Source organism: Sphingomonas degradans (assembly GCF_053502645.1).
Genome location: NZ_CP177172.1, coordinates 2264930 through 2287518 on the forward strand (window position 1 = coordinate 2264930; position 22589 = coordinate 2287518).

Here is a 22589-nt window from a genome sequence, read left to right on the forward strand (position 1 = left end):
ACGCGCCGAAGCCGCAACAATTTTTGACGGGTAGCGATCGAACGAACCGATCACGGGATATTCAGCCCGCCGCCCCCAGCAGTTCGTGCCGCTTGAGCGCGTGGCGCAGCTGGTCATAGGTCAGCCCCAGCGCCTCGGCGGTCGATCGCTGGTTGTAGCGATGCTCGGCCAGCGCGCGCGACAGCAATTCGCGCTCGAACCGCGCCACGCGCGTCTTGAAATCCCCCGCGCCGGCAAAGATCGCCTCGGGCGCCGCGTCGGGCTTTTCCGCCGGCTTTGCCTCGGCCTCCTGCTTCACCTGCTGCCCGCCGGCGATCGTGCGCGGGCGATAGGGCGACTGGAACGGGTCGATCTCGATCCGGTCGATCGGCCCCTCGCGTTCCCAGCGATAGACCGCGCGTTCCACGACGTTGCGCAATTCGCGGACATTGCCCGGCCAGTCATAGTGCAGCATCGCGTCCAGCGCGTTCGGCCCCCAGCCGGGCCAGTCCTCCCAGCCGATCTCCGATGCCATGCGCCGCCCGTAAAACTCCGCCAGCACCTCGACATCGCCTTCGCGGTGGCGCAGCGGCGGCAGCGTCACGACTTCGAACGAGAGCCGATCGAGCAAGTCGGCGCGGAACGTGCCCTTTTCCACGCGGTCGGGCAGATGCTCGTTGGTGGCAGCCACGATCCGCACGTCCACACGCAGCGGGCGCGACGATCCGATCCGGGTGATCTCGCCATATTCGACCGCGCGCAGCAGCCGGTCCTGCGCCGCCATCGACAGCGTGCCGAGTTCGTCGAGGAACAGCGTGCCGCCATGCGCCTCTTCGAACCGCCCCACCCGCGCCTTGGTCGCGCCGGTGAAGGCGCCGGACTCGTGCCCGAACAGTTCGGCCTCGATCAGCGTCTCGGGCAGCGCGGCGCAGTTCATCACTACCAGCGGCTGGTCCCAGCGCGGGCTCAGCCGGTGCAGGCGCTCGGCCACCAGCTCCTTGCCGGTGCCGCGCTCGCCGATGACCAGCACGGGCCGGTCCAGCGCCGCCGCGCGGCTGGCGCGTTCGAGCGTGTCGAGAAAGGCCGAAGACTGGCCGATGACCTGGGTAGCGCGTTCCACACCGAAACTTTGGCGAATTTTCCCAACTCTTGGCAAGAGCTAATTGCACGGGGGCGGGGCCAAAATGGCTGAAACCCACGCAAATCCGCCACTTTCAAGAGTTGGCACGCATCCTGCTATACTCTTGGCAAGCCCGCCAACGGGCGCCACAACACCAAGGTTCAGGACAACGACCATGACCTACCAAGCCGCAAATTTCCGCAACGCCTTTGTCGCAATCGCTCTCACGCTCGTCGCTGGTGCCGTCTTCATGGCCGGCGCAGTGGGCCCCGCGATCGCCTGACGAGGTCTCCCCGCTCGCCAAACCCTCGGCGAGCGGGAACCCGGCGGGAGGGTCTTTCCCTAGCTCCTCCCGCCGGTCCCCAATTCGAAGGAGTGTTGAACATGGGTATTTTCTCACGAACCCGCGACATCATCGCCGCCAACGTCACCGATCTGCTCGACAAGGCCGAAGACCCGGCCAAGATGATCCGCATGATCATCCTCGAGATGGAGGAGACGCTGGTAGAGGTCCGGGCGTCGGCCGCTCGCACGATCGCCGACCAGAAGGAAATGCGCCGCCACATCGCCAAGCTGGAAAAGCTCCAGGAGAGCTGGACCGAAAAGGCCGAGCTGGCGCTGTCCAAGGGTCGTGAGGATCTGGCCAAGGCCGCGCTGGTCGAGCGCCAGAAGGCCGCCGACATGTGCGACCAGCTGAGCCAGGAGATCGGCGTGCTCGACGAAGCGCTCAAGGCTTCGGAAGAGGACATCAACAAGCTGCAGAACAAGCTGCGCGAGGCGCGTACCCGCCAGAACTCGATCGTCGCCCGGCTGGAAAGCGCGAACAACCGCGTCCGCCTGCGCGAGATCACGAACGGCAGCAAGATGCAGGATGCCTTTTCGCGCTTCGATGTGCTCGAACGCCGGGTCGATTTCGCCGAAGGCCGCGCCGATGCGGCGGGCCTGGGCGCAGCGCCCAAGACGCTCGAGGAGGAAATCGCCGAACTGCGTTCCGCAGAAAAGGTCGATGCCGAGCTCGAAGCGCTCAAGGCGCGCATGAACAAGGGAGTGTGATCCATGGATGAAATCATCATCCCGGTTCTCGCGATCGGTCTTCTCTTTCTGGGGCTCCCCTGGCTGGTCTTCCACTACATCACCAAGTGGAAGCAGGCCGCGTCGATCACCGGCGAAGACGAGAAGCTGCTCGACGAGCTGCACTACACCGCCCGCCGTTTGGAAGAACGGCTCATGACCATCGAGCGGATCATCGCGGCCGACAATCCGGACTTCCGTCCGAGCCAGCCGCTGAACCCCTCGCCCTACGATATCAGCAGGAGGAACTGAAATGTCCGCCAGCCGCACCAAATTCTACCTCGACAAGCAGAACGGCAAATGGTCGGGCGTGTGCGCCGGGATCGCCGACTATACGGGGATCGATGTCACTTGGGTCCGCGTCGGCGCCATCCTGCTCACGCTGATCGGGGGCTTCCCCTGGACGCTGGTCGCGTATTTCCTGGTCGCCTGGATGGCGAACAAGAAGCCGGCGGGCCTGTACGAGACCGCCGAGGACGAGAAGTTCTGGCAGGGCGTGCGATCGAACCCGAAGCGCTCGGCCTATGAAGTCCGCTCGACCTTCCGCGACATCGACCGCCGCCTGGCCGACATCGAGATGTACTATACGAGCCGCAATACGCGCCTCGCCGACGAAATCGAGAGCCTGCGCTAAGGCGCGGGCTCTCCGGAAGGGAGGATTGGGCGATGAACGAAGGCACGATGATCTTCATTCTCCTGATCGTGGGGATGTCGACGGCCGGCTGGCTGATCAACAACTGGATCCGCGCCAAGCATGGCTATGCGCTGGAGAATGAATGGAAGGGCATGACGCCCAAGGGCAACCCGGACACCGATCGCAAGATCGAGTTGCTCTCCGCCGAGAACGAGCGGCTGACCGGACAGATTTCGCGCCTCGAGGAACGGATCGCAGTGCTCGAACGGATCGCCACCGACCCCGCCGAACGCACCGCCCGCGAAATCGACGCGCTACGCTGAGGGGAACGACGATGAACACGACTGCAATCGCCTTCTTCGCCATCGTGGTTGGCATTCCGGTCATCGGCGGGATCGCAGCCGACATGTTCAAGCGCTGGCTGAAGCACAAGGAAGCGATGGCCCGCGCGCTGAACGACCAGACCGCCGAAAAGGCCGCCCAATATGCGGCCCAGACCGAGCGGCTGGAACAGCGGGTCCGCGTACTCGAAAGAATAGTGACCGACCGCGGCATCGCGGTTGCCGACGAAATCGACAAGCTGCGCGACGCGCCGCTCAACTGAACAAGGAAAACATCATGATTATCTTTTTCGCAGTGCTGACGGCACTGTGCGGGGGCGCTATTGCCCTATCCGAATCCCGGGACCGCCCCCGCCGCCGCGCGGCACGACTGGCCCAGGCCGACGCGAATAACTGATCTTCCCGGCAAGGGGAGGCAAAGGGAGTAAGGGAAATGGACCCGAGGGAAATGGTTGTCATGATCGTCATTGCAGTGACGATCGGCAGTGTCCTCAAGGCACGCTATGGCCGCCCCGGCGGCCGCAGGAACAAAGGGGACGCCGAGACCCAGCAGAGCGCACCGGCTGACCTGGCCGAGAATGCCCGGCTCCGAGAGGAACTCCGCATGTTGCGCGAACGCATCCAGGTGCTCGAACGCGTCGTGACCGACAGCGAAACCAGCAGCGTCCGCCTCGATCGCGAGATCGAAGCACTCCGCGACTCGAAATAAGCGCCCGATCAGGGAGGACTGAACGTGACCTACGATCCCAACCTGTATGTTACTCTCGCCGTATCGGGCCTTGCCGGGCTCGCCATGGTAACCGCCGCCGGGCTTTCGGGCTGGCGCGGCTGGCTGGCCCTCAAGCATCAGGAACTGGCGGGGCGTACCGCCGCCGGCCCCAGCGCGGACCAGACCCCCGCCGGCATCCCCTCCGCCGCCTCGCGCATCGAAGTGGCCGACCTCAAGGAACGCATCCGCAAGCTGGAAGCGATCGCCGCCGGGGTGGACCTCTAACGGGAACGGGTTCTCCTGCGCACGCAGGAGCCCAGGGTCACATGCGGCACGCCCTGGGCTCTGGACCCCCGCTTTCGCGGGGGAACGGCCCCTCGACCGCCACACCCTCGCGAATTTCCTCCCCGGTTGGCATCCGCCGCCACCGCGCTATAGCCACCGGCATGACCAGCCTTGCCGATCTCCAGGACGAATACAGCTTCCTCGAAGCCGATGACCGCTACCGCCTGCTGATCGACCTGGGCCGCGCGCTGGAGCCGATGCCCGACGCGCTCAAGACCGACGCAACGCTGGTACGGGGCTGTTCGGCATCGGTGTGGGTCTATCCCACGCGCCGCGACGACGGATCGCTCCACTTCCTCGCCGATTCGAACGCGGCGATTACCAAGGGGATCATCGCGCTGGTGCTGCTGACCGTGCAGGACCGCAGCCCCGCCGACATCATGGCGACCGACATTGCCGCCGCGCTCGCCCCGTTCGATCTCAAGAACCAGCTCAGCTCCAACCGGACCCAGGGCATCCCCAACATGATCGCGCTGATCCGCGAAACCGCCGCGCGCTACGCCTGAGGCGACGGGGGAGAACATGCTGACTCTGGCCCTCACGCTGGTCTTCGCCGCGCAGAACCTTCCCTGCCCCCTTGCGGCCGATCTACCGCGCGACGCCGCGATGCCGGTTCAAGAGGCCGGCGACGGACTGTGGATCGGCGGCCTGGCGTTCACCGCCGACGACGTCGAATCCGCGACGGTGGTGAAGGAGCCGATATCCGATGCCTGGGCGGTCGACCTGGTCTTCACGCCAGCGGGCAATGCCAAGTTCATCCGCGCGCAGCAGTGCGGTGTCGGCAAGCCGATCGAAATCAGCATCGACCGGCGCGTCATTTCACGCCCCGTGCTCTACGAACCGATCCTGGGGGGCAAGGCACGACTGACCGGCGGGAATATGGGGCGCGAGGAGGTCGAGGCTATGGCGCGGCAGATCGCGACGCGCCGGGGCTGATCGCCTCGAGCCCCAGTTCGTCCGCCAGCGCCGCCACGTCCGCGCCCTCCGGCACGATCAGCCATTCGCGCGCCTGCGCCCCGTTCACCACGGTCACCGCGCCGCGCGGGCACACGCCCAGACATTTGACCTCGACAACCCCGGCGGCCGCCTTGCGTCCCTTCTTAAGCCCCAGTTCCTTGCGCAGCGCCTTGCCCAGCGACGTCCGCCCCTTCGGACCGAAGCCGCCGTCGAGTTTCTTCGAGCATTTGGCGCACACCAGCACGGCGTTCGCCCAGTTGGAGCGGATATGGCGCGTCAAACCGGCTTCCAGGTCCGGCGATCCTCGGCCGCCTTGAGCACTTCATACGCCGCCTGGATCGCCTGAAACCGCTTGGCGGCGTCGGCATCGCCGGGGCGCACATCGGGATGGTTCGACTTCGCCAGCCGCCGCCACGCGACCCGCACCATCTCGAAATCGGCATCGGCCTCGAGGTCGAGCACTTCCAGCGCGCGCATCTCGTCGCGTGATCGGCTGCCGTCGCCCGGCCCGGCCCAGCTGTTATGCTTGGATTCCGAATAGCCCGACGCATCGCGCCGCTCTTCGGCCTCGCGCTGCGCCGCTTCCTCGGCGGTCAGCCCCTCGAAGTAATTCCAGTTGCGGTTGTACTCGCCAGCATGCGTCTCGCAGAAATACCAGCGCTCGGGGCTGTTGGGCGATTTGGGCGCGGGGCGGTCGCCCGGTTCCTCGCAGCCATGGCGGTCGCACAGCCGCACCTTCACGGCCTCGCGCTCGGCGCCATAAGCGCGCCAGCGTGGAAAGCCCCAGTCGGTCGAACGTGTCTGTCGTGCCATAGCCGGTCCAGATAGGTGCGCCCGCCCGTAAAGGCCAGCCGCAGCGGCGATTTTGCGTGAGTGCGTAGAGCGCGCGGCACCGGCCCGCTCCCCCACCCGGCCACCCGACGCCAGTATCCTATGGGTGGCCGGGTGGGGGAGCGGGCCGGTGCCGCCTACAAAACCAAAACGCCAGAGGGTCTATAAGCCGGGTTCTGTCCTCGCCTTGCGGCGATGTGCGGCCATTCCTCTAGGAGACGGATTGCTCCGCCCCTCAAGCAACCAACCCGGACGACGAGGCGGAACACCCCATGTGCCGTCCCTATTCGGTCTTGCTCCCGGTGGGGTTTACCATGCCGCTTCCGTTACCGGTCGCGCGGTGCGCTCTTGCCGCACCCTTTCACCCTTGCCCTTAGTCCCGAAGGACCAGTGGGCGGTCTGCTCTCTGTGGCACTTTCCCTGGGGTCACCCCCGCCGGGCGTTACCCGGCACCGTATTTCCGTGGAGCCCGGACTTTCCTCGCGTGCTTGCGCACCCGCGGCCGCCCGACCCTCTGGCAAGCGCGTGGTCTAGCGTGCCGCGCGCGGAGCGCAAGCGTTCAATCGGCCGAGGGGGGCTGCGCCTCGGGCGGTGCCTCGTCCTGCCCGGTCTTGGCATCCTTGGTGGCGTTCGCATCCTTGGCGGCGTTGCGATACGCCTCTACGGGCGCGGCCTCCGGGTTCCTGGGCATGGCAGTGCCCGATGCCTGCACCTCGATCTGCCACCGCGTCTGCAGCGGCCCGGACGCCAGCGCCGCGCGGCGATAGTCGGAGGACACGTTCACCAGTCGGTCGGCGCCGCGGATCTGGGCGACGCGGTGCAGCGCCGCAATCGCATCGGCGGCATTGGGGGCATTCACAGACGCGCTCACCCGACCGTTATCGTCTCCCGGGACCACCCCGGTAAGGCGCACGCGGACCAGGGAGGGCATGGGCATGTAAGGCCGTATTCCGTTATTCACAGGCGGAACCTCCGGCTTATCCTATAATGATCCTTTACTTGCGCCAATCTGAAGAAACATGCTGAACCGCGCGGCAACCATGCCGCCCGGCCCTCAGATATCTCCCTGAGGCTTGGGGAGCAGCAGCGCGAGCAGCAGGCAGCGGCATTCCATGTCGATCTCGCCGTCGATCATCTCGGGTCGAAACCGCCGCTGGAACGCCGTCACCGCCGCCTCGCGGTCGCGCACGTCATAGCCAAACCGCTCGAGCGCCAGCATGAACCCCGCATCGGGCCAGCCGGGATCGACCAGGTTGCGCGTCGGACGCGGCAGCGCCAGCCGCAGCCGCGCCAGCGCGTGCCAGTTGAACAACTCGCCCGGGTCCTGCTTGCGCGCGGGCGCCACATCGGAATGCCCCACCACATTGCCGCGCGTGATCGCGTGGCGCTCCTTGATTTCCGCAACCAGCGGTATCAGCGCACTCATCTGCTCGGCGGGAAACGGGCGATAGCCGAATTCGTGGCCCGGATTGACGATCTCGATCCCGATCGAGGCGCTGTTGACGTCGGTGATCCCCCGCCAGTGCGATTGTCCCGCGTGCCACGCGCGCTTTTCCTCGTCGACCAGGCGCAGGATCGTGCCGTCCTCGTCCACGACATAATGCGCAGACACCTTGGCCGCCGGATCGCGCAGCCGGTCGATCGCGGCCTGCGCCGTCTCCATGCCGGTATAATGGAGCACGATCATCGTGACCGGCAGCGCGCGTTCGTCCCAATTGGGCGACGGCGCGTCGAGGATGGGAAGCCCGCTGTTCATCCCCCGACGGTAGAAGCGGCACGGCCCCTCCCGCAAGCGGGATCAGGCAATGGCGTCCACGCGCTCGGTCGCGACATAGCAGCCACGATACATATCGCTCGGCCGGAACCGGTCGGTCAGCCCGATCACGGTCTCTCCCGCGCCCAGCACCAGCAACCCGCCCGGCCGCACCGCAGACGCCAGCGTCTCGAACACCCGCCGCCGCATCTCCAGCGAGAAGTACAGCAACACGTTGCGGCACAGGATGATGTCGAACTTGCCCGCCGGAACCGGATCGCCGGTCAGGTTATGCTGGCGGAACTGCAACCGTCGCACCAGTTCGGGATGGGCGACCCACTCCCCGCCGACGCTGTCGAACCACTGCACCATCCGCCGCACTGCCAGGCCGCGCTGGATCTCGAACGGCGAGAAACGGGCGCTGCGGGCGCGGGCGATCGCGCTGGGCGAAATGTCGGTCGCGACGATTTCGGGCGTCCGGGCCGGCACGTCCAGCATCCCGCGCTCAGAAAACAGCATTGCCAGCGACAGCGGCTCCTGCCCCGTCGAGCAGCCGGCGGACCAGATGCGGATGCGCCGATCCGGGTTCGCCGCGTGCGCAGCCTGCGCGGCGTCGGCAATCATGTCCAGCACGGCGGCGTCGCGGAAGAAACTCGTTTCCTGGTTGAGCAGCGCATCGACGACATGGTCGGCCAGCGCCCCCATGCGTGCGGTGACCAATTGCCCGGCCAGTTCGTCCAGCGTCGCCAGCCCGCGTTCGCGCAGCACGGGCTTCAGCGCGGTTTCGATGCGCCACGCGCGATTCGCCGCGATCTGCTGGCCGGTGCGCTGCTCCAGCAGCGCCGCGATCAGGGTCATCGCTGCCGAGGATGCCATCCCGCCGGGCTCCGGTGCCTGCAACGCGCTCATGCGCGCCGCCCTTGCGTCGCGATAAGCCGGCCCAGTTCATCCGGCGGCAGCACCGCCGTCGCGCGCCCCGCATTGGCGACTGCGCCCGGCATGCCCCATACTACCGAGCTTTCGCGGTCCTGCACGAAAACCCGTGCCCCCGCCTGGACCATGTGCCGGGCCCCCTCGGCACCGTCGCGCCCCATGCCGCTGAGCACCACGCCGATGGCGCGCGGGCCGAACACGTCCGCGACCGATTCGAACATCGGGTCGACCGAGGGCATGCAGCCGGTCGTGGCGCGCTCGTCGCTCAGCCGGATCGCCGCGCCGTCGGATGTGCGAACGACGCGCATATGGGCATCGCCGGGTGCGACGACGATCCGCCCCGGCCGCACGCGCATGCAATTGGTCGCCACGTCGCAGGGGCGCCCGCCGAGCACGGCCAGCTGCGCCGCGAAATAGGGCATGAACGATGCCGGCAGATGCTGGGTCACCAGCATCGGCACCTGGAACTGCGGCGGAATCGCGCGCAGGAACTGGCTGAGCGCGTGGATGCCGCCGGTCGAGGCGCCGATCGCGACCAGCTCGATCCCGGCCGGCATCTGTACAGGAGTCGGGGGACCGTCCGACTCCGCCGACGTTTCGGGCGCTTCGATCAGACGGGATAGCCGCTCTTCCAGCACCTCGGCAAAGCGGCCGCCGAAGGTGCCGGCACCGGGCTTGACCAGCGTATCGGCGGCGCCGAGCGCCAGCGCATCCACACTCGCCGCTGCGCCCTCGTCGGCGGAGCAGGAAACGATCAGTACCTTCGCCCCCCTGCCCGCCGCCAGAATCTGGGGAAGCGCGGTGATGCCGTCCACGCCCGGCATGTTGATATCGAGCAGGATGATATCGACGCTGGTTTCCTTGAGGAACGCCAGCGCTGCGCGCACGTCGCTCAGCGCGCCCGCCACGTGGAAACGCCCGCTCGCCTCCGCCATGCGCGTCAGGATCGACCGCGCGACGATCGAATCATCGACGATCAGCACCTGCGCGACGCCCGCCGGGGAACGCAGCGGCGCCCGCTTCGTGCTTTTGGACATGTTCGGGGGGTTCAGGCCACGCCGACGATCTGGAGCTTGCTTTCCAGCGTTTCGCGGTCGAACGGCTTCATCACATATTCGTCGGCACCGGCGTCGATCGCCGCGCGGATATAGGCCAGCCCGTTCTCGGTCGTGCAGAACACCACCTTGGGCCGCTGCGCCAGCCCGGAGTCCTTCAGCGCGCGCAAGAAATCCATCCCACTCATCACCGGCATGTTCCAGTCGAGCAGGATCACGTCGGGCGGCGTTGCCAGACACGAATCCAGCGCCTCGCGGCCATCCCCCGCCTCGCGCACTTCGAAATCCAGCGTCTCTAGAATATGGCGCGCCACTTTCCGGATCACCTTCGAATCATCGACGACCAGACACGTCTTCATACTCATACTCCCCCCGCTGCGAGGCTTTGCCTGCATCTCCTGCATGCCAACAAAGGTGTAAGCAGCGCGTTAATTGAGAGAAATCAATTTGCTGCCACGGCGTGGCCGGGCACCAGGCTTTGCAGGTCGATCACCAGCATCGGCTCGCCGTCGCGCTCAACGATGCCGCGCCCGGCGCTGCGCCACGCACCCTCCAGCGTCACCCCGCCCCCCAGCGGGAGCAGGTCGAACGGCGCGACATCGTCGAGCGCATCGACCAGCAGCGCGTAATGATGCCCGTCGACATGGGTTATGACGGCGCGCCGCGCATGGTCCGCCGGCGCCATGCCCAGCGCCGATTGCGTGTCCACCACCGTCACGACCCGGCTGCGCAACGCCGCCAGCCCGCGCACATGCTGCGACGCGCGCGGCACTTCGGTCACCTCGCCGATGTCCACCACCGATTCGACCTGGTCGGAATCGATCGCCACCATGCGCCCGGCAACCTGCGCGATAAGGTACAGATGCGCCATCAGCGGGCCTTCCCGCCCGTCCGGGCTTCCAGCGCGGAGAGCAATCCCGCGCGGTCATAGCGATAGACGCTGTCGTCCCCCGCCCCGGTCGCGCTGCGCTGGCGGCGCAACCGGACGACGGGTGCTGCGGCGCCCGGCGCGTCCTCGGCCTCCTCCGCCATCAGCACCACCGCCGCCGTCTCTCCCGGCGCAAGCTGCGCCGCGACGCGGTATCCCGATGCCTCCAGCATCGGCCGGATGAACGAAGCCATCCACCCGTCGCTGTCGCCCGCGATCAGGCACAGCGGGGCATCGTCCACATCCTCGCGATCGGCATGTTCGGCGAACACCCACAGCACGTCCAGCATCTCGATCTGCTCGTCGTCCACCAAAACGACGCCCGCGATCGGGCCCGGCGTCCGCGCCGGCACCATGGTGTCGGGCAGCACGACGATGTCGATCGCCTCGGCGATGGCGTAGCAGACTTCGCTCGGGCCATCCTTCATCCGCAACAGGTTGAGCCGGCCCTGCCGCTCGACCGCGCCCTGCGCCGCCAGCGGCAGGATGCGCCCATCGATCGGCACGCGCAGCTGCCCGGCGGCAAGCCGCACCGACGCGGCATCGACATGCTCCACCCGGTCCACCGCCGCCAGCGCCACCGCGCGGCGCACGCCGTCGAGGTCGCGGAACAACAGCGCCGGCACGCCGGGCGCCTCCGCCGCTTCAGGCTCGGCATCGGCATCCGCCATCCCCTTCAGCCCGAACACCAGCCCGGCGACGCTCGCCATCCCGGCACAGTCCAGCATCAGCATCGGCAGGCCGGAATCGGGCAGCGTCTGCCCGGCATACAGCCCCGTGCCCATCACCGCCGGCGACGCGGGCTTGATGACCAGTTCCTCGTTATCCAGCACCGTGTCCACCGCCAGTGCATAGCTGCCGTCGCTGACGCTCACGATCACCAGCATCTGCGTATCCGACACATCCTGCCGCGCGATGCCGAGCAACCCGGCCAGGTCGATCAGCGGCATCCGCCGTTCGCGCACCGTCGCGATCTGCGCGCCGCCCAGCGTGTCGATCCGGATCGCATCGCTGCGGTCAGTGACGATTTCCTCGATCGCCTGGCGCGGAATGGCGAAGCGCTGGCGCCCCACGCCCACGACGATCGCCGAAATGATCGACAGCGTCAGCGGCACATGGATCGCCAGCCGCAGCCCCCGGCCCGGCGCATTGTCCAGCTCCACCCGCCCGCCGATCTGCTCGATCGCCGCGCGCACCACGTCCATGCCCACGCCGCGCCCCGAAACCTCGGTCACTTCGTCCTTGCTCGACAGCCCCGGCTCGAACACCAGGTTGAGCTTCGCCCGGTCCGACAGCGCACGCAGCGCGCCCTCGTCCCGGCCCTGCGCCACCAGCTTGCGGATCAGCGCGTCGGTGTCGATGCCGCACCCGTCGTCGGCGACTTCAAGGATGATCTGGTTGCCCGATTGCCGCGCCGACACGCACAGCCGGCCATTCTCGCGCTTGCCCGCCGCGCGGCGCGCCTGTGGGGTTTCGATGCCGTGGTCGATCGCGTTGCGGATGATGTGGACCAGCGGGTCGCGCATCACTTCGATCATCTCGCGGTCCAGCTCGACATCGGCGCCCTCGATCACCAGCGTGACCGACTTGCCCAGCCCCGCCGCTGTGTCGCGGACCATCCGGGGCAGCGCGGAAAACAGCGCGTCCACCCGCTGCATCCGCGTGCGCGTCACCGTGTCGCGCATTTCGCCCACCGTCAGCGACAGCCGCTCCAGCGCCGCCTCGACCGAGGGATCGACATCGCACTCGCGCAGCCTGCGCGCCAGTTCGTTGCGCGCCAGCACCATGTCCGACATGCCGCTCATCATCCGGTCGAGCAAGTCGACGTTCAACCGCACGCTGCGCGCCGGCGCCCGCTGAAGTCCGGGCAGCGCGGTCTGCGCCACTTCCTCCGCCCCGATCGCCAGTGCAGCGATCAGCAGTTCGTCGCCGCTGTCGTCGAGGCTGGTTCCCGAATCGATCGCCTCCACCAGCTCGCCGATCCGGTCCACCACTGCCAGCACCGCGTTCACCAGCGCGCGATCGGCGGGCCGCTCGCCGCCCCGCACCTGCGCCAGCGCACCCTCGGCGGCGTGGCTCAGCCGCCCCAGCCGGGGCAGGTCCAGGAATCCGCAGCTGCCCTTGACCGTGTGGACGAACCGAAAGATCGCATCCAGCCGCGCGCTGTCCTGCGGGTGCATTTCCCACGCGACGATCTCGCCCGAGAGCGCCTCCAGCGTCTCGCGCGTCTCGGCGATGAATTCCTGAAGCAGGTCGTCCATGGGGCCCCGAAGCAAATTCGCGGGGCCGTTCTGCACGCTGGCTGGTTAAGAGGGCGTTAGCTCTGGCCCGATTCAGCCGATGCGGAAGCTCGCCCCGAACAGCAGCACGTCGGAATCGGGCGGACTCACCTGCAACGCGCCGCCGCCCTGCGTCACCAGCGCATAGGCCAGGAACGCCGCCGCCGCGCGCGGCGTGATCGGCATGTCCTCGCGCCCGCCGGCCAGCGCGCTGCGCAATTCGGGGTCCAGGATGATGCGGGGGCCGTCGGCGCGCACGACGATTTCGATCACGTCGTCCACGATCTCGGCGCCGATATCCAGCTGCCCGCCGCGCACCAGCGCGTCGCCGCCGATGAGGGCGAGGTTCAGCAGCACCTTGATCGCCTGTTTCGGCAGCACCGGGTCCTCGACCATCCAGCCGATCTTGACGCGGTGGTTGTCGCCGAACAGCCCCTCGATCGCGCCCTGCGCCTCGCGGGTGTCGACGGTCTCGCCAAAGCCGCCGGCCGCGCCGAACGACAGGCGAAAGAATTTCAGCTTGTTGGCGCTCGCCTTGGCGCTTTCGCTCAGCAGCTCCAGGCAGCGCGCACGCATTTCCGGGTCATGTTCGTCGGCCAGCAGTTCGAGCCCGTTGTTCAGCGCCCCCACGGGGCTCAACAGGTCGTGGCACAGCCGCGAACACAAAAGACTGGCGAAATCGGTAGGGCTGATGTTCAAGGAATATGGCTCCAGCTTCCTTTCAGCCTCTTTGGCCTAGCCGCGCCCAAGCTGCAAGCGGCGCGACGGTCGCCCCGGCCCCGCCACGGCGGGAACCGGGGGCACAGGCTGCTATAGCGCGCGACGGCCCGAAAAGAGCTGGATCAACCCCACCACGATCGCGACGACCAACAGGATATGGATGATCCCGCCCGCGATGTGGAACGTGAAGCCGAGCAGCCACAGGATCAGCAGGATGGCGGCGATGGTCCAGAGCATGTGCAGTCCCCTTGTTCGAATAGGATGTCCTGCAAACGTGGCACCGCGCGGAAACGTTCCGTACACGCCCGCCGCCCGTACGCCGGGGGGGCCATCGCGCTATAATGGACGCGTGGCGCGGCTGCGCATGGCAACGACACCTGACAGGCGTCCCGACGGATTACAGCCGCAGGTCTGCGAAGGCTTGCAATCTTGTGAAACTGCGGCGCAAGGGAGCCGCCCCTTACGTCTCCCTACGTTACCAACACGAGCGAACACCAGTGAACGACTTCAGTTGGGCGCCCCGCCGGGCGCCGCGCACCGACTCTGCGGACGTTGCGGCGGTCCTCGGCGGCCGACGCGTGCTGATCGCCGACCGCGACGCCGCCAGCATCGAAGTGATCGCCCGCCCGCTCGAGCTACAGGGTATGCAGGTCGCACGCTGCACCGATGTGCCCCGGCTGCACGGTCGGCTCGATCAGGCATTCTGGGATATCCTCATCATCGACCTGCGCGTCGGCGGCGCGGACGGCCTGGGGCTGTTGCGCGACATCGGCCAGCGCGCCGATCCACCGGCGATCGTCGTGATCGGCGCGGCGATGACCGAGATCGATCGCATCGTCGCGCTCGAACTGGGGGCGGATTATTGCCTCGATCGCAATTGCAGCGGCGACGAAATGCTCGCGGTGGTGCGCGCGCTGCTCGCCCGCCGCGCCCCGATGGCGGGCGAAAGCGCCGACGTACAGGCGCGGGGGCGCACGGCGTGCTTCGCGTCTCTGCGCTTCGAACCGCTCGGCCGGATGCTGCACGACGTCGATACGCCCCCGCGCAAATTGCGTACGGCCGAGGCGGATCTGCTCATACTGTTCCTGCACAATCCTCGCCGCGCCTTTCCCCGCGAGGAACTGGTCGGCGATGCCGAGGCCTCGGACCAGGCGCGCAACGAACGCGGCGCCGACGTGCTGGTCAGCCGCCTGCGCGCCGCGCTCGGCCCCGAGCATCGCAACCTGATCCGCACGATCCGCGGGCGCGGCTACAGCCTCGCCTGCGACGTGCGGTGGTGCTGAGCGGCGACCTTCATAGCCATGCATCCGCGCACTGTCCGGTCAGCCGACCAGAACGAAACCACGCTTGGGTCGTGAAGCCCTGATCGGGTTGCCCGGGCGGACGACGGACGGCGTGCTTGCCGAACAAGGCTACGTTGCCGATTATATTCGTACCGACCTTACCAAACGAAACGTCGCCCCCTTTCACCCGGCGGATCAAAACCGCTGGGTAAAAGGGGGTATGATCGGACGCTGCGCGAGCAGCGCAACGGCATCGAGTACCCCGCCTCGCCACCTGACAGCCAAGGTATCACCAGGCGATGGCGGTCGGATGGTATGAGCCGCGCTCACCGAGACGTGGTATAATGTGTCACTTAGACACCCCGATCGTCACATTCCCTGCGGGAAACGCCACTTTCCCAAACGTCAGCACCATTTGGTCAACATCGGCGGGCACCGTCAAACTGTCGCTTGCTGGCAGTTGGCTCGTGATCGTCCAGGTCACCGGCTGGCCGGCGGCAGTACCGTTCTGCCAGTACTGTATCGTCACCGTTGCGTCTCCGCCGCTCACATTCGGAAAATACAGAAGATTGCCGGTGATATTCCAACCCGGAGCTACCGAGGCGGTGAGCGACTGCGCCCCTCCAACGTTATAATCGCCAACGGTGAATGTTGCGGACAAAAGTGGCGAACTCATCGTCATCCCCTCTTTATTGAAACCGATGCAAGAGCGCGGTTTATATATAAAGATTCCGGGATATGGTCCGAATACAAGGTCCATTTCCGATAAACTTCGACCCAACGTCTGATGGAAAAATCGGCACTCGCCGAGTTTTCAAATGATGTTCCGCTTCGAATGAACCGAAAGGCCGCGCATTATCATTGCGGGACTATGGGCACAGAGAGGAACCGGCCCAGCACGCTACCATTCTCGACCGCGCGCCACGCGGTCACGTCCTCGCCCGCAACGATCAGCCACAGCTTGCCGTCCGGTGCCGCCATCGCAGCATCCGTTTCCGACGGAAAGGCAAGGCCGCTGGGGTGCGAATGCCAGTATCCGGCAAGCGCCGGGCCCCCTGCCCGCTCCGCCCGCAGCGCCGCGAACAGCGCGGCGGGATCGATTTCAAAATGTGTCTCGGGGATCGCTGCCACATTCTCGACGGTTTGGAATCCGAAGATTGCACGCTTTTCGGCGTCTCCAAACAGCAGTCCGCAAGCCTCGCGGGGTTGCGCTGCGCTCGAAAAGGCTTTAATACCGATCAGTACAGATATTGAAATGCTAACCGCCATGCCCATTTACCCTAGGACAATGAACCGGGGGGTTTCCATCATAGAAGCGCGTATCGCGCAGGCAGCCGATGGCTGGCGGCTCGATCGTGCGCTCGCCGATGCGGTACCCACCCTGTCCCGCGAACGGCTGAAAGTGCTGATATCGTCGGGCCAGGTCACCGGGCCGGACGGTCTCGCCCGCGATCCCGCGCGCAAGGCGCCCGCCGGCACCTTGTTCAGCGTGGCGGTGCCGGAGCCTGAGCCTGCACACAACATCGCACAGGACATCGCGCTCAACGTGGTGTTCGAGGACGAGCATCTGATCGTGATCGACAAGCAGGCCGGGCTGGTCGTCCACCCGGCGGCGGGCAATCTCGACGGCACGCTGGTCAACGCGCTGCTCCATCACTGCGCCGGGCAATTGTCGGGCATCGGCGGCGTGGCGCGGCCGGGGATCGTCCACCGGATCGACAAGGACACCTCCGGCCTGATGGTCGCGGCAAAAACCGATCGCGCGCATGAAGGACTTGCACGCCAGTTCAAGGCGCACTCGATCGATCGCCGCTATAAGGCAATTGTGTCGGGTCGTCTGCAAACTTCCGAGGGTACAGTGAACGCGAATCTCGCGCGCTCCCCCGTGAATCGCAAGAAGATAGCGGTCGTTCGCGCCGATCAGGGCAAGCATGCGATCACGCATTGGCGCAAACTGCGCCAACTTTCGGATGCAACATTGGTCGAATGCCGGCTGGAAACGGGGCGAACGCACCAGGTGCGCGTGCACATGGCGTCGCTCGGCCACCCGCTGGTGGGCGACCCGGTCTATGGCAGCACCCGCCCGAGCCACCGCGAACTTCTGGCAACGCTGGGTTTCCGGCGCCAGGCGTTGCACGCGGCTCATCTGGGGTTCATTCACCCGGTGGAAAGTAGCGCTTTGGCGTTCGAAAGCGAAATACCTGCGGATATACAGGAACTGTTCGATAATCTTCTCGTATGATGTTTCGTGGCGCCGTCCTGTGGGAATGTGGCGCCCAGTTGAAGGGAGAATGTGATCATGGCTAGCGGCAGCAACGTCCCGGCGACGATCCCCGCATTGGGCGGAGAGGCCAGCCTCAACCGCTATCTGGCCGAGATCAAGAAGTTTCCGATCTTGAGCCCGGAGCAGGAATATATGCTCGCCAAGCGCTTTCAGGAGCATGGCGACACCGACGCTGCGGCGCAGCTGGTGACCTCGCACCTGCGGCTCGTGGCCAAGATCGCCATGGGCTATCGCGGCTATGGCCTGCCCGTGTCCGAGCTGATTTCCGAAGGGAATATCGGCCTGATGCAAGGCGTTAAGAAGTTCGAGCCCGAACGCGGCTTCCGCCTCGCGACCTATGCGATGTGGTGGATTCGCGCCTCGATCCAGGAATTCATCCTGCGCAGCTGGTCGCTCGTGAAGATGGGCACCACTGCCGCGCAGAAGAAGCTGTTCTTCAACCTGCGCCGGATGAAGGCCAAGCTCGATGCGTTCGAGGACGGCGACCTGAGCCCCGAGCACCTCGCCAAGATCGCGACCGACCTGGGCGTCACCGAGGATGAAGTCACCTCGATGAACCGCCGCATGTCGATGGGCGGCGATACGTCGCTCAACGTGCCGATGCGCGAGGATGGCGAGAGCCAGTGGCAGGACTGGCTGCAGGACGACAGCCCGCTCCAGGACACGGTCGTCGCCGACGCACAGGAAGCCGATGTCCGCCACGAGATGCTCGTGTCGGCGATGGAAGACCTGAACGAGCGCGAAAAGCACATCCTGACCGAGCGCCGCCTGACCGACGATCCCAAGACGCTGGAAGAACTCAGCCAGGTCTATGGCGTCTCGCGCGAGCGAGTCCGCCAGATCGAGGTCCGCGCGTTCGAAAAGCTGCAAAAGGCGATGATGCGCCTCGCCGGCGAAAAGCGGCTGATCGCCGCCTATTGATAGGCCCGGCGGCGATGCGAAAGGGCATTGCCGCCGCCTGCCGCGCAGGGCATTCGTGCTGGCATGGCTGACGATACCGGCACGCCCGCCCCGGCTGCGATGAAGAACAAGAAACGCCGCACGGGCACTCCCAAGCCGCTATGGCGCCGCCTGCTGATGCTGGTGCTGAAGGCGGTGCTGGTGTTTATTCTGGCGTCGCTTTTCTTCGTGACGCTCTACCGCTTCGTCCCCCCGCCCTTCACGCTGACGATGGTGGGCGACGTGGTGAGCGGGCACGGGGTGACCAAGCGCTGGATGCCACTGTCGCGGATCGACCCGAGCATGGCCCGCGCAGTGATCGCGGCGGAGGATTCGCGCTTCTGCCAGCACCACGGCTTCGACATCCAGGCGCTGGAGGATGCGTATCGCCGCAACCAGAAGGGCGGCCGCATCCGGGGCGGCTCGACCATCAGCCAGCAGACCGCGAAGAACGTGTTCCTGTGGCAGGGCGGCGGCTATTTCCGCAAAGGGCTGGAGGCCTATTTCACCGTCCTGATCGAGAATATCTGGGGCAAGCGGCGGATCATGGAAGTGTATCTGAACGTCGCCGAGACCGGCATCGGCACCTATGGCGTGAACGCGGGGGCGATGCGCTATTTCAAGCATGATGCCTCGCGGCTGAGCCCGCGCGAAGCGGCGCAGATCGCGGCGGTCCTCCCCCTCCCCAAGAAGCGCGCCGCGATCGACCCTCGGGGCTTCACGCGGCGCTATGGCAATACCATCAGCAAGCGGATCGGCGTCGTGGCGGGGGGCGGCCTCGACGCCTGCCTGCGCTGATCAGTCGACTTTCTTCGCGGCGTCCTTGGCCGCGCCGCCCACGTCCTTGGCAGCATCGCCGACGCTTTCGGCCGCGCTGGTCACGGCGTTGGTCTTGATGTTCTCGCGGTTATTCTGGTTGATCAGATAGACCGCACCGATCACGACCGCGATCAGCAGCACGAGCCCGATCAGGATGCCGCCGCCGCCGCCGCGCCGCTCGATCACCGTCGTGGTGCCGCCGGTTTCGGTGACGCGCTCGGCGGTCACGCCATCGGTACGCTCGACTACACGTTCGACCATTTGAACTCTCCTCCTGTTCCTGACCGCAGAACCGACAGGCACAGAAGGAAGTTCCGCCTCTCAGAACGGCAGCTTGAACCCCGGCGGGAGCGGGATGCCGCTGGTCATCTTGCTCATCGCTTCGTTCGAGGCGGCGTCGGCCTTGGCGCGGGCGTCGTTCAGCGCGGCGGCGACCAGATCCTCGACCATGCCCTTTTCCGACGGGGACAGCAGCGACTCGTCGATCGTCACGCCGATAATCCGGCCCTTGGCCGAGGCGCGGACCTTGACCAGCCCGCCGCCCGAAGCGCCTTCGACTTCGATCGTGTCGAGATTGGCCTGCGCCTTGGTCAGTTCGGCCTGCACATTCTGCGCCATGGCCATGATGTCTTCGAGGCTCTTCATGCCTGCATACTCCGTAGGTTCGTCCAGCCGATCAGTTCGGCTTCGGGGAAAGCTTCCATCGCGGCGGCCACCATCGGCGACCGCAGCACCGCGTCGCGCTCGGCAGCCTCATTGGCAGCCTGTTCCTCGCGCAGCGTCATCGCGGTTGCGCCCTCGACGGCCTGAAACCGCCAGTTCACCCCCGTGGTATCGCGCATCGCGGCGGCAAGATCACGCACGAAATCATGCGGCAGCGGACGCGCCTCGCCGAACTGCACTTCGGGTCCGTCGAACTGCACCGGGCGCAGGTAATCGCGCACCTGCTGTGCCAGCTGGAGCCGGCGGTTGGTTTCCAGATGCTCCGCCAGCTCGGCCATCGAGGCGGGCAGGCCCGGTTCGGCGGGCTTGGCGGGCGCCGCGGCAGCCGCACCCATGCCGGCGGGCGCGCCGCCATTGGCGATCTGCCGCGCCAGCTCGCCCGGATCGGGCAGCTGCGAGGCGTGGATCACGCGCAGCAACGCCATCTCGCACGCCTCGATCGGCAGCGCCGCCCTGGCCACTTCGTCATGGCCGCGCAGGATCAGCTGCCACAGCCGGTGCAGCGCCGGGAACGACAGCGCCGCCGCCCAGCGTTCCAGCGCGCGCAGTTCCTCGATCGACTGGCCGGCGCTCGCCACCGTACCCAGCTTGACCAGCGTGACTCCGTGCACCGTCTCCAGCAGCGTGCGCAGCACCGCCTGCGGATCGACGCCGAGGTCATATTGCCCGCGCAGCGCCGCCAGCGCGCCCAGCGCGTCGCCCTCCAGCAACAGCCCGAACAGGCTGCGGATCGCGCCGCGATCGGACAGGCCCAGCATCGTGCGCACCGCATCGGCGCGCACTCCGCCACCCTCCATCCCGGCATGGGCGATGGCCTGATCCAGGATCGACAGTCCGTCGCGCGCAGACCCTTCGGCGGCGCGCGCGATCATCACCAGCGCGTCATGCTCGGCCTCCACCCCCTCGGCGGCGGAGACGCGGGCGAAATGCTCGGCAAGCAATTCCGCCGGGATGCGGCGCAGGTCGAAGCGCTGGCAGCGGGAGAGCACGGTCACCGGCACCTTGTTCACTTCGGTCGTGGCGAAGAGGAATTTCACATGCGCCGGGGGTTCCTCCAGCGTCTTGAGCAGGCCGTTGAACGCGGCCTTGGACAGCATGTGGACTTCGTCGATGATGTAGATCTTGTAGCGCGCCGACACCGCCGAATAGCGTGACGCCTCGATAATCTCGCGGATGTCGTCGATGCCGGTATGGCTGGCGGCGTCCATTTCGATCACGTCGATATGGCGCCCCTCGGCAATCGCACGGCAGGGCTCGCACACGCCGCAGGGGTCGATCGTCGGGCCGCCATGGCCGTCGGGACCGACGCAGTTCAGCGCCTTGGCGATCAGGCGCGCGGTCGAGGTCTTGCCCACCCCGCGCACGCCGGTGAGCAGGAACGCATGGGCCAGCCGGTCGCGACGAATCGCGTTGCCCAGCGTCGTCACCATGGCGTCCTGGCCGATCAGTTCGCTGAACGTCTGGGGCCGGTATTTGCGGGCGAGGACGCGATAGGCCTCGGCCTTGGGCTGGGGCGGTTCGTCGAGGCTGAGGAAGGAATCGGACATGTCAGCGCACCCTAGCGCCGCATGGGGCCCAAGTCGAAGAATCTGGACGATCCGGTCGCGGAAGGTTGCGAAAATGCAGTGGATCGCGAGGGCGCGGGAGGCTGGCGAAGGGCGCCTTCCCCTCTGTGAAGCCGGCCGGAAACCGCCCGTTTTCGCGACATTGTGGACGCCGAAGGTTGCGCATCGCCGGGGCGGGCGATTCGGGGGCGCGGGGGCATCGGGACAGCGAAGCGATCATGTCGCGACCCTGCCAGAAACAAGGGCCTGTAGGACAGGGTTTTATGTGAGGGGTGCTCGCGCCGCAGCGGGGCGCGGGTGGGAGCCGGGACGACCCGACACGAAATCGTTACGGCTGCTTCCTTCCGGACCTGACCGGGTTGGCGACGGCATCGTCCGCCCGACTCCCGCGGCGCATATGGGGGAAGCTTTCGCGGCTGGCAAGAGCGGGAGCGCACCGAAGCGCGCCCCCGCCAATCGTTTACCGGTAGGTGCGGACCTTGCGGCACACGCGGACGCGGCGATGGTCGCGATAGCGGTTGGTGCAGACCGTGCGGACATAGCTGCGGCGATGGTGACGGCGCATCTGATGATGGCGCGGACCACGACGCACCGTACGGCGCTCCTCGCGGACGATGACGCGGCTCTGGCCCGCTTCGGCGATGGCGGCGGCGGTCACGAGCGGCGCGGCGGCGGGTGCTGCGCTGGCGGAGGCGGCCGGAACCGAAAACACTGCGGCAGCAGCCGCGGCGAGGATCATAAAGCTCTTCATGAAATTCTCCCAGTTGCAGGGGCTTGCCCTGCGGGAGCCGAAAGAGTCGGGCAGCGGCTTAGGTTCCGTACCGCGCCGTGAGCGTGTGACTTTTTGTTTCCAGAAATGCGCTTTGCGCCCCCGCCGGCGATCACCGCCCCTGCATGTCGCGGTGGCCGCTGGGCATGGTGACGGTCAGCCCGTCCAGCGCGGGCGTCAGCAGGATCTGGCAGGCGAGCCGGCTGGTCCGCGTCGCGCCCATGGCGAGGTCAAGCATGTCCTCTTCCTCCTCGCTCGCGCGCGGCAGGCGATCGAAATCGTCGGCGGCGACGATGACGTGGCAGGTCGAGCACGACATCTGCCCCTCGCACGTACCCTCCAGCGGCTGACCGGCATTCTGGGCGACTTCGAGAAGGCGCGCGCCCTCCGGCGCATCCACATCCTGCGTGGTGTGGCCGTCGGCGCTGATAAAGCGGACCCGGATCATGGGAGGTCCCTCGCGCAGGATAGTTGGTCAAACCCAAATTCCGTCATCCCGGCGCAGGCCGGGATCCATTGCCGCTCCGTTGCAGCAAAAGCCGCAGGCGCAGC

The 22589-nt window shown here is 66.7% G+C and carries 32 protein-coding genes and 2 other RNA genes; 13 read left to right on the top strand and 21 right to left on the bottom strand.

Annotated elements, in window-relative coordinates:
* Positions 1-61 precede the first annotated feature (61 nt).
* The gene (pspF, locus tag ACG3SL_RS10125; RefSeq protein WP_448665011.1) at positions 62-1099 is read right to left on the bottom strand and encodes a phage shock protein operon transcriptional activator; all 1038 of its coding nucleotides are present in this window, start codon (positions 1097-1099) and stop codon (positions 62-64) included.
* 384 nt (positions 1100-1483) lie between these two features.
* Here pspF and pspA point away from each other — a divergent pair, with 384 nt between their 5' ends.
* From pspA to ACG3SL_RS10170, 9 genes are all read left to right on the top strand, one after another.
* Positions 1484-2152, top strand: coding sequence for a phage shock protein PspA (gene pspA / locus ACG3SL_RS10130; RefSeq protein ID WP_448665012.1), 669 nt, complete (start codon positions 1484-1486; stop codon positions 2150-2152).
* Positions 2153-2155: 3 nt separating this feature from the next.
* Complete coding sequence (pspB, locus tag ACG3SL_RS10135; RefSeq protein ID WP_448665013.1) at positions 2156-2422, top strand: envelope stress response membrane protein PspB; 267 nt, start codon at positions 2156-2158, stop codon at positions 2420-2422.
* A gap of 1 nt (position 2423) precedes the next feature.
* Positions 2424-2804 (top strand): envelope stress response membrane protein PspC, encoded by a 381-nt coding sequence (gene pspC, locus ACG3SL_RS10140; protein ID WP_448665014.1) that lies wholly within the window; start codon positions 2424-2426, stop codon positions 2802-2804.
* 32 nt (positions 2805-2836) lie between these two features.
* The gene (locus ACG3SL_RS10145) at positions 2837-3127 is read left to right on the top strand and encodes a hypothetical protein (protein ID WP_448665015.1); all 291 of its coding nucleotides are present in this window, start codon (positions 2837-2839) and stop codon (positions 3125-3127) included.
* An 11-nt stretch (positions 3128-3138) separates the two neighbouring features.
* The gene (locus ACG3SL_RS10150) at positions 3139-3408 is read left to right on the top strand and encodes a hypothetical protein (protein ID WP_448665016.1); all 270 of its coding nucleotides are present in this window, start codon (positions 3139-3141) and stop codon (positions 3406-3408) included.
* 194 nt (positions 3409-3602) lie between these two features.
* Complete coding sequence (locus ACG3SL_RS10155; protein WP_448665017.1) at positions 3603-3854, top strand: hypothetical protein; 252 nt, start codon at positions 3603-3605, stop codon at positions 3852-3854.
* 84 nt (positions 3855-3938) lie between these two features.
* Positions 3939-4139: a hypothetical protein gene (locus tag ACG3SL_RS10160; protein ID WP_448665109.1), complete on the top strand. Its 201-nt coding sequence runs from the start codon at positions 3939-3941 to the stop codon at positions 4137-4139.
* Between the two features lie 161 nt (positions 4140-4300).
* On the top strand, positions 4301-4705 hold the full coding sequence (locus ACG3SL_RS10165; protein ID WP_448665018.1) for a SufE family protein: 405 nt from the start codon (positions 4301-4303) through the stop codon (positions 4703-4705).
* 16 nt (positions 4706-4721) lie between these two features.
* Positions 4722-5135: a SecDF P1 head subdomain-containing protein gene (locus ACG3SL_RS10170; protein WP_448665019.1), complete on the top strand. Its 414-nt coding sequence runs from the start codon at positions 4722-4724 to the stop codon at positions 5133-5135.
* On the opposite strand, the gene ACG3SL_RS10175 is transcribed toward ACG3SL_RS10170, so the two are convergent.
* The 12 genes from ACG3SL_RS10175 to ACG3SL_RS10230 all read right to left on the bottom strand — a co-directional run bounded on the left by ACG3SL_RS10175 (position 5101) and on the right by ACG3SL_RS10230 (position 13892).
* Entirely contained in the window at positions 5101-5436 is a 336-nt protein-coding gene (locus tag ACG3SL_RS10175; RefSeq protein ID WP_448665020.1) for a (2Fe-2S) ferredoxin domain-containing protein, read from the bottom strand. The two genes, ACG3SL_RS10170 and ACG3SL_RS10175, sit on opposite strands and share 35 nt — an antisense overlap.
* On the bottom strand, positions 5433-5969 hold the full coding sequence (locus ACG3SL_RS10180) for a J domain-containing protein (protein WP_448665021.1): 537 nt from the start codon (positions 5967-5969) through the stop codon (positions 5433-5435). Before ACG3SL_RS10180 ends, ACG3SL_RS10175 begins: the two co-directional genes overlap by 4 nt.
* A gap of 167 nt (positions 5970-6136) precedes the next feature.
* Positions 6137-6505, bottom strand: an RNA gene (gene rnpB / locus ACG3SL_RS10185) — RNase P RNA component class A.
* Positions 6506-6546: 41 nt separating this feature from the next.
* Positions 6547-6924, bottom strand: coding sequence for a hypothetical protein (locus tag ACG3SL_RS10190; RefSeq protein ID WP_448665022.1), 378 nt, complete (start codon positions 6922-6924; stop codon positions 6547-6549).
* A gap of 117 nt (positions 6925-7041) precedes the next feature.
* Positions 7042-7743, bottom strand: coding sequence for an N-acetylmuramoyl-L-alanine amidase (locus ACG3SL_RS10195; protein WP_448665023.1), 702 nt, complete (start codon positions 7741-7743; stop codon positions 7042-7044).
* 42 nt (positions 7744-7785) lie between these two features.
* Entirely contained in the window at positions 7786-8649 is an 864-nt protein-coding gene (locus ACG3SL_RS10200) for a CheR family methyltransferase (protein ID WP_448665024.1), read from the bottom strand.
* Positions 8646-9710: a chemotaxis-specific protein-glutamate methyltransferase CheB gene (gene cheB / locus ACG3SL_RS10205; RefSeq protein ID WP_448665025.1), complete on the bottom strand. Its 1065-nt coding sequence runs from the start codon at positions 9708-9710 to the stop codon at positions 8646-8648. Before cheB ends, ACG3SL_RS10200 begins: the two co-directional genes overlap by 4 nt.
* A gap of 11 nt (positions 9711-9721) precedes the next feature.
* Positions 9722-10087 carry a response regulator gene (locus ACG3SL_RS10210; protein ID WP_448665026.1) on the bottom strand — a complete coding sequence of 122 codons (366 nt, stop codon included), beginning with the start codon at positions 10085-10087 and terminating at the stop codon, positions 9722-9724.
* An 83-nt stretch (positions 10088-10170) separates the two neighbouring features.
* Positions 10171-10599, bottom strand: coding sequence for a chemotaxis protein CheW (locus ACG3SL_RS10215; protein WP_448665027.1), 429 nt, complete (start codon positions 10597-10599; stop codon positions 10171-10173).
* The gene (locus tag ACG3SL_RS10220; protein ID WP_448665028.1) at positions 10599-12917 is read right to left on the bottom strand and encodes a chemotaxis protein CheA; all 2319 of its coding nucleotides are present in this window, start codon (positions 12915-12917) and stop codon (positions 10599-10601) included. Before ACG3SL_RS10220 ends, ACG3SL_RS10215 begins: the two co-directional genes overlap by 1 nt.
* A 72-nt stretch (positions 12918-12989) precedes the next feature.
* Positions 12990-13634, bottom strand: a complete 645-nt coding sequence (locus ACG3SL_RS10225; protein WP_448665029.1) for a histidine phosphotransferase family protein — start codon at positions 13632-13634, stop codon at positions 12990-12992.
* 111 nt (positions 13635-13745) lie between these two features.
* A complete protein-coding gene (locus ACG3SL_RS10230) occupies positions 13746-13892 on the bottom strand; it encodes a lmo0937 family membrane protein (RefSeq protein WP_448665030.1) in 147 nt (48 codons plus the stop codon).
* Positions 13893-14152: 260 nt separating this feature from the next.
* On the opposite strand from ACG3SL_RS10230, the gene ACG3SL_RS10235 reads away from it, so the two are divergent.
* The gene (locus ACG3SL_RS10235) at positions 14153-14938 is read left to right on the top strand and encodes a response regulator (protein ID WP_448665031.1); all 786 of its coding nucleotides are present in this window, start codon (positions 14153-14155) and stop codon (positions 14936-14938) included.
* A 349-nt stretch (positions 14939-15287) separates the two neighbouring features.
* Here the strand turns inward: ACG3SL_RS10235 and ACG3SL_RS10240 are convergent, their stop codons facing one another.
* Both ACG3SL_RS10240 and ACG3SL_RS10245 read right to left on the bottom strand, forming a co-directional pair.
* Positions 15288-15614, bottom strand: coding sequence for a hypothetical protein (locus ACG3SL_RS10240; protein ID WP_448665032.1), 327 nt, complete (start codon positions 15612-15614; stop codon positions 15288-15290).
* A gap of 182 nt (positions 15615-15796) precedes the next feature.
* Positions 15797-16213 carry a M67 family metallopeptidase gene (locus ACG3SL_RS10245; RefSeq protein WP_448665033.1) on the bottom strand — a complete coding sequence of 139 codons (417 nt, stop codon included), beginning with the start codon at positions 16211-16213 and terminating at the stop codon, positions 15797-15799.
* A gap of 13 nt (positions 16214-16226) precedes the next feature.
* Here ACG3SL_RS10245 and ACG3SL_RS10250 point away from each other — a divergent pair, with 13 nt between their 5' ends.
* The 3 genes from ACG3SL_RS10250 (at position 16227) to mtgA (ending at position 18959) form a co-directional block, all read left to right on the top strand.
* Entirely contained in the window at positions 16227-17180 is a 954-nt protein-coding gene (locus ACG3SL_RS10250) for an RluA family pseudouridine synthase (RefSeq protein WP_448665110.1), read from the top strand.
* Between the two features lie 57 nt (positions 17181-17237).
* Positions 17238-18143: an RNA polymerase sigma factor RpoH gene (gene rpoH / locus ACG3SL_RS10255; protein WP_448665034.1), complete on the top strand. Its 906-nt coding sequence runs from the start codon at positions 17238-17240 to the stop codon at positions 18141-18143.
* Between the two features lie 156 nt (positions 18144-18299).
* Positions 18300-18959: a monofunctional biosynthetic peptidoglycan transglycosylase gene (gene mtgA, locus ACG3SL_RS10260; protein WP_448665111.1), complete on the top strand. Its 660-nt coding sequence runs from the start codon at positions 18300-18302 to the stop codon at positions 18957-18959.
* On the opposite strand, the gene ACG3SL_RS10265 is transcribed toward mtgA, so the two are convergent.
* The 6 genes from ACG3SL_RS10265 to ACG3SL_RS10290 all read right to left on the bottom strand — a co-directional run bounded on the left by ACG3SL_RS10265 (position 18960) and on the right by ACG3SL_RS10290 (position 22485).
* Positions 18960-19241 (bottom strand): hypothetical protein, encoded by a 282-nt coding sequence (locus ACG3SL_RS10265; protein ID WP_448665035.1) that lies wholly within the window; start codon positions 19239-19241, stop codon positions 18960-18962.
* Between the two features lie 60 nt (positions 19242-19301).
* Positions 19302-19625: a YbaB/EbfC family nucleoid-associated protein gene (locus ACG3SL_RS10270; protein WP_448665036.1), complete on the bottom strand. Its 324-nt coding sequence runs from the start codon at positions 19623-19625 to the stop codon at positions 19302-19304.
* On the bottom strand, positions 19622-21250 hold the full coding sequence (locus tag ACG3SL_RS10275; protein WP_448665037.1) for a DNA polymerase III subunit gamma/tau: 1629 nt from the start codon (positions 21248-21250) through the stop codon (positions 19622-19624). The genes ACG3SL_RS10270 and ACG3SL_RS10275 overlap by 4 nt, the downstream gene beginning before the upstream one ends.
* Positions 21251-21562: 312 nt before the next feature.
* Positions 21563-21658: signal recognition particle sRNA small type (gene ffs / locus ACG3SL_RS10280), an RNA gene on the bottom strand.
* 70 nt (positions 21659-21728) lie between these two features.
* Positions 21729-22019 carry a hypothetical protein gene (locus ACG3SL_RS10285; protein WP_448665038.1) on the bottom strand — a complete coding sequence of 97 codons (291 nt, stop codon included), beginning with the start codon at positions 22017-22019 and terminating at the stop codon, positions 21729-21731.
* Positions 22020-22149: 130 nt separating this feature from the next.
* Positions 22150-22485, bottom strand: coding sequence for a 2Fe-2S iron-sulfur cluster-binding protein (locus tag ACG3SL_RS10290; RefSeq protein WP_448665039.1), 336 nt, complete (start codon positions 22483-22485; stop codon positions 22150-22152).
* Positions 22486-22589 lie beyond the last annotated feature (104 nt).